Origin of the sequence: Caballeronia choica, from assembly GCF_001544535.1 — a bacterium.
GTDB lineage: Bacteria > Pseudomonadota > Gammaproteobacteria > Burkholderiales > Burkholderiaceae > Caballeronia > Caballeronia choica.
Genome location: NZ_FCON02000069.1, coordinates 22,338 through 40,006, shown reverse-complemented (window position 1 = coordinate 40,006; position 17,669 = coordinate 22,338). Strand labels below are relative to the sequence as shown.

The following is a 17,669-nucleotide window of genomic DNA, read 5'->3' as shown; positions in this document are numbered from 1 at the left end:
GTCGAGCTGACATCACCCGCCGTCAGGTTCGTGATCTTCGTGCCCGACGTGCCTTCCAGCGTGACCTTGTCCTTCGTGCCCAGGTTGTCATACGCGACGAAGGCGTTCGTCGGGTTGCCGCTCGAATCGGTCTTTACGCCGATAGCATTCAACTGGTTGACGTTCACCGCGTCCGTACCGGCCTTGCCTGCTGCTACGTTGGCCAGCACCACCGGCGTCGTCGAACCCTTGCCGCCGAACGTGACCTTACCCTTCGTCGTGTCGTCATACGCCACGAACGAGTTCGTCACGTTACCGCTCGAATCCACCGTTGCGCCCAGACCCTGCAATTGGCCCAGGTTGACCGCATCCTTCGCCGCCGTACCCGCTGCCACGTTGTGGATCTGCGTGCCGTTCGTGCCGCCCAGCGAGACTGCTGCCTTCGTTGCGTCGTCATATGCGACGAACGAGTTCGTCACGTTGCCGCTCGAATCCGTCTTCAGGCCAGCGTCCGCCAACTGCTTGACGTTCACCGCATCCGAGGGAGCCGTGCCGGCTGCCACGTTCGTGATCGCCACCGGCGTCGTCGAGCCCGTGCCACCGAGCGTGATCTTGTTGTGTGCCGGCGTGTCATAGTTCACGCCGTCGGTGCTGCCGCCGCCAGTGCCAACCAGGTCTTTCAACTGCTTGACGTTCACTGCATCCGTGTCTGCCATACCCGTCGCTACGTTGACGATCTTGCGCTCGGAACCCTTCGCGCCGACCGAAATCACGTTGCTCTGGCTGCCGTCGCTCTTCTCACCGAGCACGACGGAGTTCGAACCCGCAGCCGACACCGAGTTGCCGAGAACGAACGTGCTCGAGCCGCTGACCGTATTCTTCGTACCGATGGCGACCGAGTTCTTGACCGTCGTCGAACTGTTTTTGCCGACCACCGAATTGTTGCCGAGCACGATCGACGATGCCGCAAAGGCGGTCGAATCGTTGCCGAGCACATACGCGCCCACACCGCCGCTCAGTGCGTTCTTGCCGATCGCCGTGGCGCTGTCGGCGCCTGCGTTGGCCGACGAGCCGATCGCGAGGGCATCCGGGGAATCGACGAGCACGGTAGCCGTGTTGCCGAGCGCGAGACCGTGATCGGAAAGCGACGTGGCGCGATAGCCGAACGATTGCGAACCCGAACCGTTTGCAACGGAGAGGTTACCGACCGAAATCGAATTCTCGCCCACCGAGCTCACGTTCGAGCCGACCGCGACCGATCCGGAACCGTCTGAACGCGTGTTCAAACCGATGGAGATCGAGTCCGAACCCAAGGCCGAGATCTGGTTGACCTTGTCGGTCGGGCCAGACGCGATCAGTTGGTCGGGCGTGAGGGACGATACCGGCGTATCGCGCGTCTGAGCCGCCGCCTGCGTGACCAGCGTGCGCGACTGGACCGGAGCCGATCGCGTCGCCGTCTTCAATTCGTCGAACATGTCCTGGACCTGGCCCAGGTTCACCGCGTCGGTCGTCTTGGTACCTTCGGCGACGTTGACGATACGGCGACCCGCGATGGCCGTGCCGACGGAGACGGTATTGGCTTCGGTAGCCTGCGAACCGTAACCGATCGCGACGGAGTTCGTGCCCGATACGACGGCGTTCGCGCCGATAGCCAGCGTACGCGTGCCGTTCGCAAACGCGTTGCCGCCGATGGCGACTGCATCCGCACCCGTTGCCTGCGCTTGCAGTGCAGTGCTCGCACCAAAACCGATGAACTTCGTAGCAGTGGCGAGCGGGGCGAAGTCGCTGCGAATCTTCGTGTCGGCGTCCGACAACTGCTTCGTGTTGACCGCGTCGAGATCGGACGTGCCTGCGGCGACGTTCGTAACCTTGACCTGCGTGCCGGCATTGCCGAGCGTTACCTTGTCCTTCTTGCTCTGGTCGTCGTAGTGGACCGCGCTGAGGTCGGTGCCGTTGCCGCCACCACCGGTGCCGCTTGAAGCGGCCGCATTAAGCGCATCCTGCAGGCTGGCCTGGTCCTGTCCGTTGACCTTGAAGGTCGGCTTTGTGACCGTGCCGTCCGCATTCACCAACGAGCCACCGCCGAGCGCGTTCGCCGCGCTCGATGCTACGTTGTACAGTTGCGAGCCGTTGACCGCGTCCTTGCTCGATGCGCCAACCGTGCCTGCCATCAGGTTCGTGATCTTCGTGCCCGAGGCGCCGGCCAGCGTGACCAGGGCCTTCGCGGAGCCTGCGTCGTACGCAACGAACGCGTTGTTCACCACACCGCTCGAATCCGTCGTCAGCCCGAGCTTCTTCAACTGGCTCAGGTTGACGGCGTCGTTGTCCTGCGACGCGTCGGCCACGTTGGTGATCTGGCGCTTGATCGACGCGCTGCCCACCGAAATGGTGTTCGCGCGGCTGGCGGTCGAGTTGGCGCCCAGCGCGACCGCGCCCGTGGCGGTGGCGTTGGTGTTGGCGCCAATCGCGAGCGATTGGGCAGCACTGGCGGAAGCGCTGTCACCCAGCGCCATTGCCGAGGTATTGAATGCGCGGGCGTTCGAGCCGATCGCAACGCTCTGCAGCGACGCGGATGCGTTCGCGCCGAGTGCCAGGCTGTCCGAACCCGCGAACGTGCCACTGCCGATTGCTACGCCCGAACCGTCGCCTTCCGCGCCACTGCCGATCGCGACTGCGCCGGTCTTCGAAGCATTGGGGCCGGTGTCGGGGGTCGCAATGGCACCCGTGCCGATCGCGACGCCGTCGGTGACGTCGGCGGTCGAATCCTTACCGATGGCCGTTGCGTTCGTGCCGGTCGCCGACCCTTCGGTCACGGCTGCATACGCCGAGGCGCCGGCGAAGCTCAGGCCACCGACAGCAACTTGCGCGAGGATCGCTGTCGCGATCGCCGTCTTCGCGCGCTTGCTCTTGCTGCGCCCCTTTTGCAGCTCGGAGACGGCGACCCATGTCCCTGTCGACTCGTTCCACACAGACTTGTATGTCTTGTTCATACTATTGCTAACCCCAACAAAATTAAAAAGATTCGCCTTCGCGGCGAGGCACATCGGTCGGTCGCCATCCGGTTTCAGGATGACCAAGCGTTTTCTCGAAAGTCGATCTGGCCCGACGTTCATTGCTCCGTTGAGCGAGCTGCTGCTGAACGCAGCGACAACGAACCGGCAATAGCGAAATCCGCTCAGTGGTGAACGCTGGCGAACTATAGGGATTGGCGGGATGCCGCTTAACACGAAAACTCTTAATTTCGGGGTGCGTAGGACACTTGAAGTGGTACGCGATAGTCCGGGGGACATGTCGAGCGTCAGGAAGGCGCTTTCAACACGCGTCCGACCCAAGCTGGACAAGGCTCAGCGGGCATCGGACACGCGCCGCGAGAACATTTGCGAGATAGGTGGATTCGTCTTAGTTTTGTTTGTCGTTGCATTCGAGCAACTGTTCAGGCGGTGCCTGCAACCTTTTATTGCAACCGATATCAAGCGACTACGTCGCGCTCCATCGGTTGTTACGGCATCCAAATGAAAATGCCGCCGATGCATGCGCATCGGCGGCATTTTCATTTAGGTACGCCGCCTGGTCAGCGGCTGTACAACCGGTCCATTACGACGTCTGGTCGAGCCACTGCATCAGCGTGCCGCTGCTCAGATGAAGCTTCAGCACCGATTGATAAGAATCAAACTGGTTCGTCACTTCGGCAACCTGATTGTTGTAGAAGTCACTCTCGGCAAGTAGCACGTCGAGAAGCGTGCGCCGGTTCAAGTGATACCACTGCTCGAAAAACTGCTTGCGCACGAGTTCCGATTCGTCTGCCACTTCGCCGTACAGCCGTGCGCGCTCCGAAAGCGCAAGTGCGTCGTGATGCGCCTGCCGCACGTTGTACTCGGCGTCGAGGCGCAACTGCTCCTCCTTGTCGCCGCTCGAGTCCGCACGCGCCCGCGCCGCCCGCTCGGACGCCTGCTGGCTGCCGCCCTGAAACGGCGTCCATGAAAGCTGCAACATCGTCGCCCAAGGCTGGCGCTGGCCGAATGTGTCGCGCCCCGTCGACTTGGTGACCACCCAGTTCACTTGCGGCAGCCCCGAGGCGCGCACCGCCTTGGCATAGGCATTGGCCGCATCCTGCTCGGCCGCGGCCTGCGCGACCGTCGGATTCTGGTCGATCGCCGCCACGGCATCCTCGACGCCCATCACATGCAGTTGCCAGCGCGTGCCATGCGGCAATGGCGTCGGCTCGTTGCCGACGAGCTTGCGCACCGCCAGTTCCAGTTCGTGCACGCGCGTGGCGACCTGCTCCTGCGACGTCTGCGCCTGCAGCAGTCGGGCCTTCGCCTGCGTCAGTTCGCTAGAGCGGCCCGCGTCGACCTTCACGATCTCCGCCAGCATGTCGACGAGCGCGCTCATTCGCTTGACGTAGTTCACGCCGATGTCGAACGCGGCGCGGTTCTTCGCCAGCTCGACGAGGTTCGTCGCGATGTCGTACGCGTTCTGCTGCGCGGTGGCGATGTATTTGTACTCGGCCGCGGTTGCCGTCTTGCTGCGGCTCTCGATCGTCTTGCTGTTCTTGCCCCAGTCGTAGACGGTCGTCGACATGTTCAGGTTGACGTACGCGCGGTTGTAGTCGTTGAACTGGTTGTTCGAATCCTTGATCGACGGTGAGAATCCGTTGACCTGCAATTGCGGCCAGCGCGCACCCTTCGCCACGTCGGTGTCGAAGCCGGCCGCTTGCCAGTCGGCGCGCGTCTGCCGCACGTCCGCGCTGCGCTCCGCCGCGATCTCGGCCGCGTGGCGCAGCGCGGCGCGCACCGCCTGTTCGGGCACCGGCGGGCCGGCGTCGAGATCGCGGATGCCGACGGCCGCGTCGCCGAGCCACTGCGAATAGGCTTCGTCGATCGCGCGCGCGCTGCGCTGCTGATTGCGCTTTTTCGCCGGCGCGCTGCTGTCGGGGAATGCCAGGACCACGTCGTTCGCATGCGATGCGGAAGCGTGTGCCAGCGCGCTGATCGGCGCTTGCGCGGCGCTCATCAGATCGGCCTTCGGAATCGGGCCTCCAGCGAGCGGATGCGCGGGTACGGGTACCAGCAACGGCGTCTGCATCGGCTGGACGATCGCCGCCGTGGAATGCAGATCCGGCGTGGGCACGCGCAGCGGCGCCGGCGCGTCGCCGGGAATCTGTGTGCCTTGCGGACGGCTCGGGCTCGCTGCATCGCGCGATGCCGGATCGCGGCTGACCGGGTCTTGCAGTTCCGCATCGACCACTTTGATCGGCGCAATTTCCATCGCCGGCTGTCGCGGCGGTGGATAGCCAGCCGAGCGCAGCTTCCAGCCAGCGACCGGCCGATTCGCCATGTCGATCCGGCCGTTCGTGTTCGATTGGGATGGCGCTTCTGAGTCGCGCGCCGTCCTCGGTGTTGTGAGCACAGGCGTGTTCGCCTGATCCCCGCTCGAAGGCAATGCCGCGACCGGCCCGGCGCCTGGCTGCGGCGTCACGTCGATGCTCGGGGTCGGCGATGCGGCGCGCGTCGCTGACCTGATCGGTGCGCTCGCGTTCGAGCGAAACTGCGCATCGGCGACTGGCACCGTGGGCACGCGCGCGTTTTGCGGGTCCGGGTTCATCGCCGCAACCGCGACCGGCGCGGCGACCGGCGTGGCGATCAACCGCGGTCCTGGGTACGCGCCGGCATTCGCGCTTCGCCCCGATGCGACGCGCACGGGCGACTGCACGCTTCCCTCCGACATCGCGCCCGCATCTGGCGCCCTCCCAGCCGGAACGAACGCCCCTGGCTGAGTGACCGGCACCTCGGTGGGCAACCACGCCATCGCATCGAGCGCCGACGCGGCCTCCGAGCGCGAAGGCGCAAACGCCAGCGCCACGACCCCCGCGCCGAAGACCGCGCCCGACGCGCTCAACAGAGGCCGGCGCGAAACCGCCGCCGTTTCGCGGAGCCGGCTTCGGCGCCCCGCTTTTTTCGCTCTGGTATTTCGCTTTTGCATGACGGCTTATCTCTCGCGAAATGCTTCGCGCGCCTTGAAAATGGGCTTCAACAAATAGGACAGGACGGTTTTCTCGCCGGTCCGAATCTCGATGTGGCCGGTCATGCCGGGAATGATCGGCAGATGCTTGCCGCCAGCGACGAGTTCGCTCTTGTCGGTCAGGATCTGCACGCGGTAGTAGATGGCGTCCGGCTTGCCCGGCGCCGCGTGTTCGTCCTGCAGCGTGTCGGGGCTGATCTCCTTGACCTTGCCCTTGAGGCCGCCGTAGATGCCGAAGTCGTAGGCTGAAATCTTCACCGTCGCGGGCAGTCCGGGACGCAGGAACGCGACGTCCTGCGGCTTGATCCGCGCCTCGACGATCAACTGGTCCGCATAAGGCACGATGCTCATGATCTGCGCGCCCGGCTGGATCACGCCGCCGACCGTCGTCACCTTGATGTCCTTCACCGTGCCCTTGACCGGCGCGAGGATCGTCGTGCGCTTGAGCACGTCGGCGCGGCCGGTGAGGTTTTCCTTCGTCTGCCCGAGTTCCAGTTCGAGGCGCGACAGTTGATCGTTGGCGTCGGCGAGATACTTGTTGCGGCGCTCGACGATCTGCGCCTGCAGATCATTGGCGCTGCGCTTCATGCGCAGCACTTCGGTTTCGGAGATCAGGCCGCGCTTCGAGAGCGGCTCGGTCATGTTGATTTCATTCATCGCGAGGTCGTAGCTGTGCTGCAGCGAGACGACGCTGTCCTGCAAGGCCTTGCGGCGCGACTGGTACGCGAGCGTCTCGCTCTGGACGACGGTCTTGTCCGCCAGCACGTCGGGCGGGAACGAGAGCGGCTGGCCGTACGCCTCGGCGCGAAGCCGCGCGACGGTCCCGCGCAGGCCGATCAGCTTCGAATAGCCTTCCGCATAGGCAGAATCGGCACGCTTCGGATCGATGTTGAGCAGCAGTTGCCCCTTCTCGACGACTTCGCCTTCCTGCACACGCATGTCGGCCATGATGCCGCCTTCCAGGCTCTGGATGATCTGCTCGCGGCTGACCGGGATGACCTTGCCCTCGCCTTGCGTGATTTCCTCGACGCGCGCGAACTTCGCCCACACCACACCCGCGACGATGATCGCCGCGAGCAGGTACAGCACGGCCGTCGTGCCGGGTATTGACTGGGCGAGTTGCGACTCGCGCAGGTCGTTCATGTAGGCGAGATCGGCCGGGTGGATCTGCTTGGCGGCCGGCGCCGGCACACCAATGCTCTTGCGGAGTTTCTGAAGAAAGTTCATTGCGCGTTCTCCGTCGCTGCGACGGGCGGCTGGGGCGATTGAGGCGGTTGCGGCAGTGTGGCCGGGTGAGACGGCGCAGGCGGATGCGGTGACCGGACGGGTTGGGCCGGTTGAGCGGCCGCGCCGGGGTTTCGCAGTGCTGCGAGCACGTCGTCCTTGGGACCATCGGCGGCGATCTTCCCGGCGTCCACGACGATGATCCGATCGACGAGTTGCAGCAGCGACGGCCGGTGCGTGACGACCACGAGCGTCTGCCCTTCGGTCGCCTGCGCGAGATCGGCGATGAACGCCGCCTCGGTCTGCGTGTCCATCGCGCTGGTCGGCTCGTCCATCAGCAGCAGCGACGGCCGCGCGATCAGGCTGCGCGCCAATGCCACCAGTTGCCGCTGACCGCCCGAAAGCCCGTCGCCGTTTTCGCCGATCGGCATGTTGTAGCCCATCGGGCTGCCAGCCGCGATCGCGTCGACGCCCGTCAGCTTCGCGACGCGCAGCAGTTCGTGAACCGTCGCATCGGGCCGGCCGATCATGATGTTCTGGCGCAGCGACCCGTAAAAGAGCCGGCTGTCCTGGGCGACATAGCCGACCGACGCGCGCCAGTCGGCGGGATCGATCTGCGCGACGTCGATGCCCGCGCTGTAGATTTGCCCTTTGGTCGGCCGGTACAGGTTCGCCATCACGCGCAGCAGTGAAGACTTGCCGCTGCCGACGCGGCCGAGAATCGCGATGCGCTCGCCGGCCTGAATCTTGAGATTGATGTTCTTGAGGAAGTCAGGCACCGGCATGCCATTCGGCGACGGATAGTGAAAGCCGACGTCCTTCAGTTCCAGCGCGCCCGTGATCGAGGGATTGTGCAGATAGTCGATGTCCGGATCGCGCTCCGACGGCCGCTCCACGAGCTTGTTCAGCGAGTCGAGCGCGGCCTTCGCCTGCTGGAAGCGCACGGCGAGTCCGGCCACCTGCCCGAGCGGCGCGAGCGCGCGGCCGCCAAGGATCACCGAGCCGATCAGCGCGCCCTGCGTGAGCTTGCCATCGGCGATCAAATACACGCCGATCACGACGAGCAGCACCGTCTCGAACTGGGTCATCCAGCTGACGAAGTTCATGGCGAACGTGGAAAGGCGCTTCGATTTCATCGACGTGGCCGACGCGAGCGCGCTGAACTGTTCCCAGCGCTCCTGCATATAGCGTTCGCCGCTCGTCGCCTTGAGCGTCTCGATGCCTTCCACCGCCTCGATCAGCAAACCCTGTTTGAGCGACGACTCACGCAGGTTTTCCTTCATCGTCTTCGCAAGCGGCCACTGGATCGCGATGCTCACGCCGACGATGATCGGAATCAGCAGCAGCGGCACGAAACCGAGCGGGCCGCCGATCATGAAGATCACCGCGACGAAGAGCAGCGTGAAGGGCAAGTCGGAGATGGTGGCGAGCGTCGCCGATGCCACGAAATCACGCACCGATTCGAATTCGCGCAACTGATTGGCGAACGACCCGGCCGACGCCGGCTTGTGCTCCATGCGGATCGACATCGCCTTGCGAAAGAGCAGCGCGCCCATCACGAGGTCGGCTTTCTTGCCGGCGACATCGAGCACGTGAGCCCGGACATTGCGCGCGATGAATTCAAACAGCATCGCGATCGACACGCCGATCGCGAGCGACCAGAGCGTCACGAACGCATGATTCGGCACGACCCGGTCGTACACGTTCATCGTGAAGAACGTGCCGGCGAGCGCGAGCACGTTGATGAGCAGCGCGCCGAGCGCCGCGCTCCAGTAATAGCGCCGATAGCGCCACAGCGTGCTCAGCAGCCAGTGACCGTTCGTATTCGCCGCCGGTTCGCCCGCGCGGACATCGACCTTGGCGAGCGGCTTCACCAGCATCGCGAAGCCGGCGTAGAACTCCTTGACCTTCGATACGCCCAGCGTGACGATCTGCGGTCCCACTTCGGGCAGGATCAACTGATAGGCCGTCTCGTATTCGTCTTCCGCCTTTTTGCCCTTGGCGTCGGCGCTTTTCTCGACCTTGACCTTGTCCGGCGCGCGGCCGATCAGGATGCAGCCGCCGTGGTCCTTGCGAAACAGGATGACGGGCAGGAGCATCGGCGAAACCTCGTGCACGAGTCGTTCGACGACACCCGCCGCGAAGCCAGCTTGCTCCAGCGCGATCTGCGCCTGGCTCGGGGTCATGAAACGTCCGGCGGGAAGCCCCGCGACCAGCGCAGCCTCGCTGACGGGCTTGCCGTGATGAGCCGTCATCCAGATGAGGCTCTTCAGCAGTGTGTCGTCGACTTTCCTGGCGAGCGTCAAAGCCTGCTCGCCGGAAGGCGGTTGAGCGGACGCGTTGGCGCCCGGAGCATCGTTTTTCATGACGTGTTACTACGCGGTTGAGCACGCCGGAACGAGGCATGTGCCTTGATCCGGGGTACGATTGATGCGCCGATCGGCTGCGGCTTCAGTCGATTATTCCGGTATCCGAATTTTTCGACGTTCACTCGATAGCCGGCGGAATCCATTTGAATCACGACTACTGCTCGCATGGGAAGCGCATTATCCGTAGCGCGTCTGGGTCGACGTATAAGAAGTGGCTTAAACGCTGACAATAAGGTTAACGTAATAAATCGACACCACTTTCAACGCGAATAGAGCCCGACGATCTGGCCTCATGCTCGATCGGAGAATCGGACTGCAATACACACGGGAATTTTGCTTTTCGTCTGCGGGCGAAGCTGCAAGGACTTTGTAGCCGGGATCAACGCTTGTGCGGGAGGGGATTGTCCACGTTTGCCATCGGATGACTATGAGGTTCGTCCGATTTTCGATCGCGTTGCGCGATCTACCACACGAGGGAGAGGTGAGGAAAGTCTGAACGGTCGAGCCGCCGGGTTCGATTCAGCGGCTCTCGTCGATATCGAAACTAAAAGGGTTTGATGACCACCAGCAACGTCGCGCCGAGAAGGCCGAGCACGGGCAGCTCGTTGAACATCCGATACCACTTGTCCGAGCGCGTGTTCTCGCCACGCTGGAACGTGTGCAGCAACCTGCCGCAATAGGCGTGATAAGCGATGAGCAGCACGACGATGCCCAGCTTCGCATGCAGCCACCCCTGGCCGTTCCCGATGCCGACCACGAGCCACAGCCACAGGCCGCACGCGAGCGCGGGAATCGCGATGAACGTCATGAAACGAAACAGCTTGCGCGCCATCAGGAGCAGTCGCGCCGTGGCGGCTGCGTCCTTTTCCATCGCGAGGTTCACAAAAATACGCGGAAGGTAGAAAAGCCCCGCGAACCACGAAGCCACCAGCACGATATGCAGCGATTTAATCCAGAGCATCGACGGGTGGCCTTCTTATTGGCGCACTTCGCCGTGGCCGAGCACCACGTATTTCAGCGACGTCAGCCCTTCCAGCCCCACCGGTCCACGCGCATGCAGCTTGTCGTTCGAGATCCCGATCTCGGCGCCGAGGCCGAATTCGAAGCCGTCGGCGAAACGCGTCGATGCGTTGACCATCACGCTCGCCGAATCGACTTCACGCAGGAAACGCATCGCGCGGTCGTGATCTTCGGTGACGATCGCGTCGGTGTGATGCGAGCCGTATTCGTTGATGTGCTCGATGGCTTCGTCGAGGTTCTCCACCACCTTGATCGCCAGCACCGGCGCGAGATATTCGGTGCGCCAGTCTTCCTCGCTGACGTCGACGAGGCCGCCGATCTGCGCCGCTTCCAGCACCGAACGGGCCGCGCCATCGACGCGCAACTCCACTTCCTTCGCCTGGAATGCGCGCGCGAGCGCGGGCAACGCCTCGCTCGCGATGCCGCGCGCGATGAGCAGCGTTTCCATCGTGTTGCAAGTGCCGTAGCGATGGGTCTTCGCGTTGTCGCAGACCGCCAGCGCCTTGACCAGATCGGCGCGATCGTCGACGTAGACGTGGCAGATGCCGTCGAGATGCTTGATCATCGGCACGCGCGCTTCTTCCATCAGGCGCGCGATCAGGCTCTTGCCGCCGCGCGGCACGATCACGTCGACGTACTCGGTCATCGTGATCAGCTTGCCGACGGCCGCGCGATCCGCCGTTTCCACGACCTGCACGGCGTCCTGCGGCAGTCCGGCCGCTCCGAGCCCCTCGCCGATCAGCTTCGCGAGCGCCGTGTTGCATTCGAGCGCCTCGGAGCCGCCGCGCAGAATCGCCGCGTTGCCGGACTTGAGACACAGAGCGGCGGCATCGATCGTCACGTTCGGCCGCGATTCGTAGATGATCCCGATCACGCCGAGCGGCACGCGCATCTGGCCGACCTGGATGCCGCTCGGCCGATATTTGAGGCCGCTGATCTCGCCGATCGGATCGGCGAGCGACGCCACTTGCCGCAAGCCTTCGACCATCGTGTTCAGCGCCTTGTCGGAGAGCGTCAGGCGGTCGATGAAGGCGGCGTCGTGGCCCTTGTCGCGGGCGCGGGCGAGATCGCGGGCGTTGGCTTCCTTGAGCGCCGCACGCTCGCGCTCGATGGCGATCGCCACCGCTTCGAGCGCGGCGTTGCGCGCACCCGTCGAGGCCCGCGCCATCGCGCGCGATGCGGCGCGCGCGCGGCGGCCGAGATCGGTCATGTAGGTGTCGATGTTCATCGTGAGTCTCTTGCTGTTGTCTCGCCGCGTCGAAAGCCGGGCGGTCTGCACGCGAGCAGGCTGGTGCGGACAGGAATCGAAGGCATCTACGAAACTGGACGCCCATTATCTGATTTTAAGCCGATGCGCGCTTTAGCGACGAGGTCGGCCGGGCGCCGGTGCCGCGCCCTGCGACGGACTCCCCGAATGCGCGATGGTCATCGCGAGTTCGAACATGCCGTCCCACGGATTGGGCGGCGGTTCGCTGCCCTTCTGTCCCGTGCTGCCGGAGAGTCCCTTCACCTGCCGATCCAGCCTGGCCGCCAGCGAGAGCGCCTTCTCCAGCGCGCTTTCCGTCACGCGCGACAGCGCCGGGCCGATCAGCCGTTCGCGCGGACCCCAGACGCGGTTTTCGCGCAGCAGCGTCGCCAGCGGCTTGCCCGCCGCGACGCCGCGCTTGATGCGCAACAGCGTGCGCACCTCGTCGACGAGCGCCCACAACACCAGCACAGCCGCTTCGCCCTCGCCCTTCAACCCGTCGAGCATGCGCGCGAGCCGGCCGACATCGCCGGTCAGCATCGCTTCGTTCAGTTTGAACACGTCGTAGCGGGCGACGTTGAGCACGGCGTCGTGGATCTGTTCGAGGTTCAGCACGCCCTCGGGATACAGCAGCCCGAGCTTCTGGATTTCCTGATGCGCGGCGAGCAGATTGCCCTCGACGCGTTCCGCGATGAACTGCAGCGCGCGCCGCCCTTCTTCACCGGGCGCGACACGCTGGCCTTGCTGCGCGAGACGCTGGCCGACCCACATCGGCAACTGGGCGCGCTCGACCGCATCGATCTTCAGCGCGACGCCTGCCGCCGTGATCGCGGTAAACCATGCGGCCTTTTGCGTCGCCGAGTCGAGGCGCGGCAGCGTGATCAGCGTGAGGACGTCCGGATTGCCGGCGGACGCGATGACCTTGAGTGCCTCCGCGCCGTCCTTCCCCGGCTTGCCAGTCGGAATCCGCAACTCGATGAGCTGACGGTCGCCGAAAAGCGACATCGACTGGCTCGCGCCGATCAAACTGCTCCAGTCGAAATAGCGCTCGACGGTGAACACCGAACGGTCGGTGAAGCCGCTCGCCCGCGCCGCCGCGCGAATCCGGTCGCACGCTTCCTGGACGAGCAGATGCTCGTCGCCATAGACGACGTACAGACCCTTGAGGCCCTTCGAGAGGTGCGCTTCGAGCGCGTCGAGTCGGAGTTGCATGGACGCTTTTTGCTTAAAGCGGCGGCGTGGGCAGCGGCGCACGCGGCGCGATGCCCGGGGCCTGCTCGCCCGGCGCCGGATGCAGCGATCGCACGACGGCGAGCCGGCGCGTGAGTTGATCCACGGCGTCGTTCTGCATGTCGCGATAAAGCAGGTCGGCTTCCTGCGTTTTCGCGAGCGTGTACTGGTCGCTGTATGTCATCGCGCGGTTGAGCGCGATCACGCTCGGCGGAATCAGCAACGTGCCGTCGGCGCCGGTAAGCGAATAGGTCACGTTGTACACGAGTTCGTATTCCTGCACGACGCCCTGCGAATTCAGGCTCAGCGTACGCTGCCCGCGCCCTTCGGAAAGCGACAGGATCGCCTCGGGCTTCTCCGACGGCTTGACGATCACCGTGTCGCTGCCGCCCTGCACCATGCGTTCGAGGCGCGCGACCATCGGCGCCGCCCCGCCGGCAATGGCGAGCCGCTTGAACGCATAGTCCTGCTGGCCGCGCAACTGGAAGCCGCAGGCGGACAGCACGAGTGCGCCGCCCACGAGCGACAGAAACGAGCGCCTGCTGACGCCGGCCTGCGGCCGCGCTTGCCGCGCTTCTCCTTCGACGACTTTCCCGCTCACATCGGCTCCCATGGTTTTCACTGCGGCCTAGACCACCACGTTGACGAGTCGTCCCGGCACGACGACGACCTTCTTCGGCGCACGGCCTTCCGAGAACTTCGCGAACATGTCGTGCTCGACGGCGGCCTTCTCGATGGCTTCACGCGGCGCATCCTTCGCGACCGTCAGCGAGCCGCGCACCTTGCCGTTCACCTGCAGCACCAGTTCGATCTCGGCCTGTTCGAGCGCGGCTTCGTCGACCTTCGGCCACGGCGCGTCGAGCAGGTCGCCGAACTCGTTCGCGTAGCCGAGTTCCGACCACAACTGGAACGTGACGTGCGGCACGACCGGATACAGCACGCGCAACAGCACGCCGAACGCTTCGTTGAGGACGCCCGCGCTCGCATCCTTCGCGCCGTCGACGGCGTTCAACATCTTCATCGCCGCCGACACGACCGTGTTGTACTGCAGGCGGCCGTAGTCGAAGTCGGCCTGTTTGAGCACCGTGTAGATTTCGCGGCGCAGGGCACGTTCGGTGTCGTTCAGCTTCGAGACGTCGAGCTTCGCGTGCTGCTTCAGCGCGTCGGCCTGGCCGTGCGCGAATTGCCACACGCGACGCAGGAAACGGCTCGCGCCCTCGACGCCCGTGCCCGACCATTCGAGCGACTGCTCCGGCGGCGCGGCGAACATCACGAACAGACGCGCGGTGTCGGCGCCGTATTGATCGATCAGCGTCTGCGGATCGACGCCATTGTTCTTCGACTTCGACATCTTCTCGACGCCGCCCAGCACCACCGGCTGCCCGTCGGCGATCAGCACGGCGCCCGTCGGGCGGCCCTTGTCGTCGTGCGACACGGTGACTTCGAGCGGGTTGTACCACGTCTTCTTGCCCGCCGCGTTCTCGCGATAGTAGGTTTCGTTCAGCACCATGCCCTGCGTGAGCAGGTTCTTCGCCGGCTCGCCGAACTTCACGAGGCCCATGTCGCGCATGACCTTGGTCCAGAAGCGCGAGTACAGCAGGTGGAGAATCGCGTGTTCGATGCCGCCGATGTACTGGTCCATCGGCATCCAGTAGTCGGTGCGCTCGTCGACCATCGTCTTCGCGTCGGGCGCCGCATAGCGCGAGAAGTACCACGCGGAATCGACGAAGGTGTCCATCGTGTCGGTTTCGCGCTTCGCCGCCGCGCCGCACTTCGGGCACGCGCAGTTCACGAACGCTTCCGACTTCGCGAGCGGATTGCCCGTGCCATCCGGCACGAGGTCTTCCGGCAGCACGACCGGCAAGTCCTTCTCCGGCACCGGCACGTCGCCGCAACTCGGGCAATGGATCAGCGGGATCGGCGTGCCCCAGTAGCGCTGGCGCGAAATGCCCCAATCGCGCAGGCGCCACGTGACCTGCTTGTCGCCGAGGTCGAGCGCCTTCAGGTCGGCGGCTATGGCGTCGGTGGCTTCGTCGAAAGTGAGGCCGTCGTACTTGCCGCTGTTCACCAGTCTGCCGGCGGCTTTATCCGCATACCATTCTTCCCAGGCATCGGTCGAATACGACTTGCCTTCGAGCGCGACGACCTGCTTGATCGGCAGGTCGTACTTCTTCGCGAACGCAAAATCGCGTTCATCGTGCGCCGGCACGCCCATCACCGCGCCTTCGCCGTAGGTCATCAGCACATAGTTGCCGATCCACACCTCGACCTTTTCCTGCGTCAGCGGATGCGTGATGAAAAAGCCCGTCGGCATGCCCTTCTTTTCCATGGTCGCCATGTCGGCCTCGGCGACGCCGCCGCGCTTGCATTCGTCGATGAACGGCTGCAAAGCGGCGTTATCCCGTGCGAGGCGCGTGGCGAGCGGATGCTCGGCGGCGATAGCGGCGAAGGTCACGCCCATGATCGTGTCGGCGCGCGTGGTGAATACGCGCAGCAGCTTCGCTTCGCCGTCGATTTCATACGGAAAGCCGAAGTTCACGCCGAAGCTCTTGCCGATCCAGTTCTGCTGCATGACCTTCACGCGCTCCGGCCAGCCGAGGCCTTCGAGATCGTCGAGCAACTGGTCCGCGTAATCGGTGATGCGCATGTAGTACATCGGGATTTCGCGCTTTTCCACGAGCGCGCCCGAGCGCCAGCCGCGCCCGTCGATCACCTGCTCGTTCGCGAGCACGGTCTGGTCGACCGGGTCCCAGTTCACGGTGCCGGTTTTCTTGTACGCGATACCCTTTTCCAGCATCTTGAGGAACAGCCACTGGTTCCACTTGTAGTACTCGGGCGAGCAGGTGGCGATTTCACGCGACCAGTCGATGGCAAGCCCCATCGACTGCATCTGCTTCTTCATGTACGCGATGTTTTCGTAGGTCCACTTGGCAGGCGGCACGCCGTTCGCCATGGCGGCGTTCTCGGCGGGCATGCCGAACGCGTCCCAGCCCATCGGCATCAGCACGTTGTGACCGTTCATCCGCAGATAGCGGTACATCACGTCGTTGATCGTGTAGTTGCGCACGTGGCCCATGTGCAGCTTGCCCGACGGATACGGCAACATCGAGACGCAGTAGAACTTGGGCTTGGTCGCGGATTCGGTCGACCGGTAGACGTCCTTCGCGCGCCAGTCGCTTTGCGCGGCGGATTCGACGTCGGCGGGTACGTATTTATCGTGCATGGTGTGGTTGGCTGTTCGGCTGATGCTGGAAACTGGCTCGGACCCGGTGGCGTCCGGTTGTGTCCGGATGCGTGAAGCGCGGGGATTCGCCTTTGGGCTTGGAGTCTTCGGTCGTGTCGGACGCGCCGATCAGGCAAAGGGCGATTATACCGTTCGACGGGGCGCGGCTGGAGCATGGGCGGATGGCCGACGAGAGCCACATCGTACGCGGTCGGCGCCGCCCGGCCGCCTTATTGCGCCTTCGCGCCTTTCGGTTCCGTCACGAAGCCGATCTTGTCGAGCCCCGCTTGCTGCGCCGCGCCCATCACCTGCGCGATGACGTCGTAGCGCGTGGCGCCCGACGCTCGCAGATGAATCTCGGGTGGGCTCGCGCGCTTGCCCTCGTCGGCGAACCGGGCGCGCATGGCATCGAGCGTCACGGGCTGGTCGTTCCAGAAGAGCTTGCCGGCATCGTCGATGGAAAGGGTGATGGTGTCCGGCGTCTGCCGTACCGATTGCGACGACACCTTCGGCAAGTCCAGCCGGATGGCGTGCGTGAAAAGCGGCGCGGTGATGATGAAGATCACGAGCAGCACGAGCATGACATCGATGAGCGGCGTCATGTTGATCTCGGCCATCGGCGAGCCGTTCGGCTTTTTCTCGAGTCCGCCGAATGCCATGACCGCTACTCCTTGTCGACGCGGACGCCGCCGCAGAGGTAGGCGTGCAGGTCGTGCGCGAAGCCGTCGAGTTCTTCGGAGACTTGTCGCACGTAGCGCCCGAGCACGTTGTACGCGAGCACCGCCGGAATCGCGACGACGAGCCCGAACGCCGTCATGATCAGCGCCTCGCCGACCGGCCCCGCGACGTTCTCGATCATCGCCTGCCCGCTCGCCGCGATGCTGCCGAGCGCGTGATAGATGCCCCAGACAGTCCCGAGCAAGCCGACGAACGGCGCCGTGCTGCCGACCGACGCGAGCAGGACCTGCCCGAATTCGAGCCGCCGCTGCGAGTTGAGCAACGCCTGCCGAAGCGCGCGCAGCACGCGTTCGCTGCGTTCGACGCGCGCGAGCAGCGCCCCCGGCAATTCCGCCTCCGACGCGTGCCACGCCGCTTCGGCAAGCGGCAGATAGACGCGTTCCCGATCGGTCGCCCGCAACGCGCTGATGCCGTCGGAGAGTGTCGCCGCCTGCCAGAAGCGTTTCAGGGCATGCGGCCCCTGCCGCTTCGCGCGCGCCAGAATCCACGCCTTGACGATCAGGAAACACCAGCTCGCGACCGACATCGCAAGCAACACGCCCGCCACGCCGCGCGTGACGCCGTCGCCGCTTTGCAAATAATGGATAACGCCCGTAGCCGCCATCAGTACCTTGGGAGA

At 64.6% G+C, this 17,669-nt stretch carries 11 protein-coding genes; all 11 read right to left on the bottom strand.

Annotated features, from left to right (window positions below; translation table 11 throughout):
• Positions 1-2,969, bottom strand: a 2,969-nt coding sequence (locus AWB68_RS25790) for an ESPR-type extended signal peptide-containing protein (protein WP_268810942.1), incomplete at its 3' end; no start/stop codon positions are given.
• 604 nt (positions 2,970-3,573) lie between these two features.
• On the bottom strand, positions 3,574-5,877 hold the full coding sequence (locus tag AWB68_RS25785) for a TolC family protein (protein ID WP_160110064.1): 2,304 nt from the start codon (positions 5,875-5,877) through the stop codon (positions 3,574-3,576).
• Between the two features lie 90 nt (positions 5,878-5,967).
• Positions 5,968-7,227 carry an HlyD family type I secretion periplasmic adaptor subunit gene (locus tag AWB68_RS25780; protein WP_087647173.1) on the bottom strand — a complete coding sequence of 420 codons (1,260 nt, stop codon included), beginning with the start codon at positions 7,225-7,227 and terminating at the stop codon, positions 5,968-5,970.
• Complete coding sequence (locus AWB68_RS25775; RefSeq protein WP_087647172.1) at positions 7,224-9,590, bottom strand: type I secretion system permease/ATPase; 2,367 nt, start codon at positions 9,588-9,590, stop codon at positions 7,224-7,226. The genes AWB68_RS25780 and AWB68_RS25775 overlap by 4 nt, the downstream gene beginning before the upstream one ends.
• Before the next feature lie 547 nt (positions 9,591-10,137).
• Entirely contained in the window at positions 10,138-10,554 is a 417-nt protein-coding gene (locus AWB68_RS25770) for a CopD family protein (RefSeq protein ID WP_087647171.1), read from the bottom strand.
• Between the two features lie 15 nt (positions 10,555-10,569).
• On the bottom strand, positions 10,570-11,841 hold the full coding sequence (locus tag AWB68_RS25765) for a glutamate-5-semialdehyde dehydrogenase (protein ID WP_087647170.1): 1,272 nt from the start codon (positions 11,839-11,841) through the stop codon (positions 10,570-10,572).
• 132 nt (positions 11,842-11,973) lie between these two features.
• Positions 11,974-13,071 carry a DNA polymerase III subunit delta gene (gene holA / locus AWB68_RS25760; protein WP_087647169.1) on the bottom strand — a complete coding sequence of 366 codons (1,098 nt, stop codon included), beginning with the start codon at positions 13,069-13,071 and terminating at the stop codon, positions 11,974-11,976.
• 13 nt (positions 13,072-13,084) lie between these two features.
• Positions 13,085-13,702: an LPS-assembly lipoprotein LptE gene (locus AWB68_RS25755; RefSeq protein ID WP_087647168.1), complete on the bottom strand. Its 618-nt coding sequence runs from the start codon at positions 13,700-13,702 to the stop codon at positions 13,085-13,087.
• 15 nt (positions 13,703-13,717) lie between these two features.
• Positions 13,718-16,312 carry a leucine--tRNA ligase gene (gene leuS / locus AWB68_RS25750; RefSeq protein ID WP_087647167.1) on the bottom strand — a complete coding sequence of 865 codons (2,595 nt, stop codon included), beginning with the start codon at positions 16,310-16,312 and terminating at the stop codon, positions 13,718-13,720.
• A gap of 230 nt (positions 16,313-16,542) precedes the next feature.
• Positions 16,543-16,971 (bottom strand): ExbD/TolR family protein, encoded by a 429-nt coding sequence (locus tag AWB68_RS25745; protein ID WP_087647166.1) that lies wholly within the window; start codon positions 16,969-16,971, stop codon positions 16,543-16,545.
• A gap of 5 nt (positions 16,972-16,976) precedes the next feature.
• Complete coding sequence (locus AWB68_RS25740; RefSeq protein ID WP_087647165.1) at positions 16,977-17,654, bottom strand: MotA/TolQ/ExbB proton channel family protein; 678 nt, start codon at positions 17,652-17,654, stop codon at positions 16,977-16,979.
• Between the last annotated feature and the right edge of the window lie 15 nt (positions 17,655-17,669).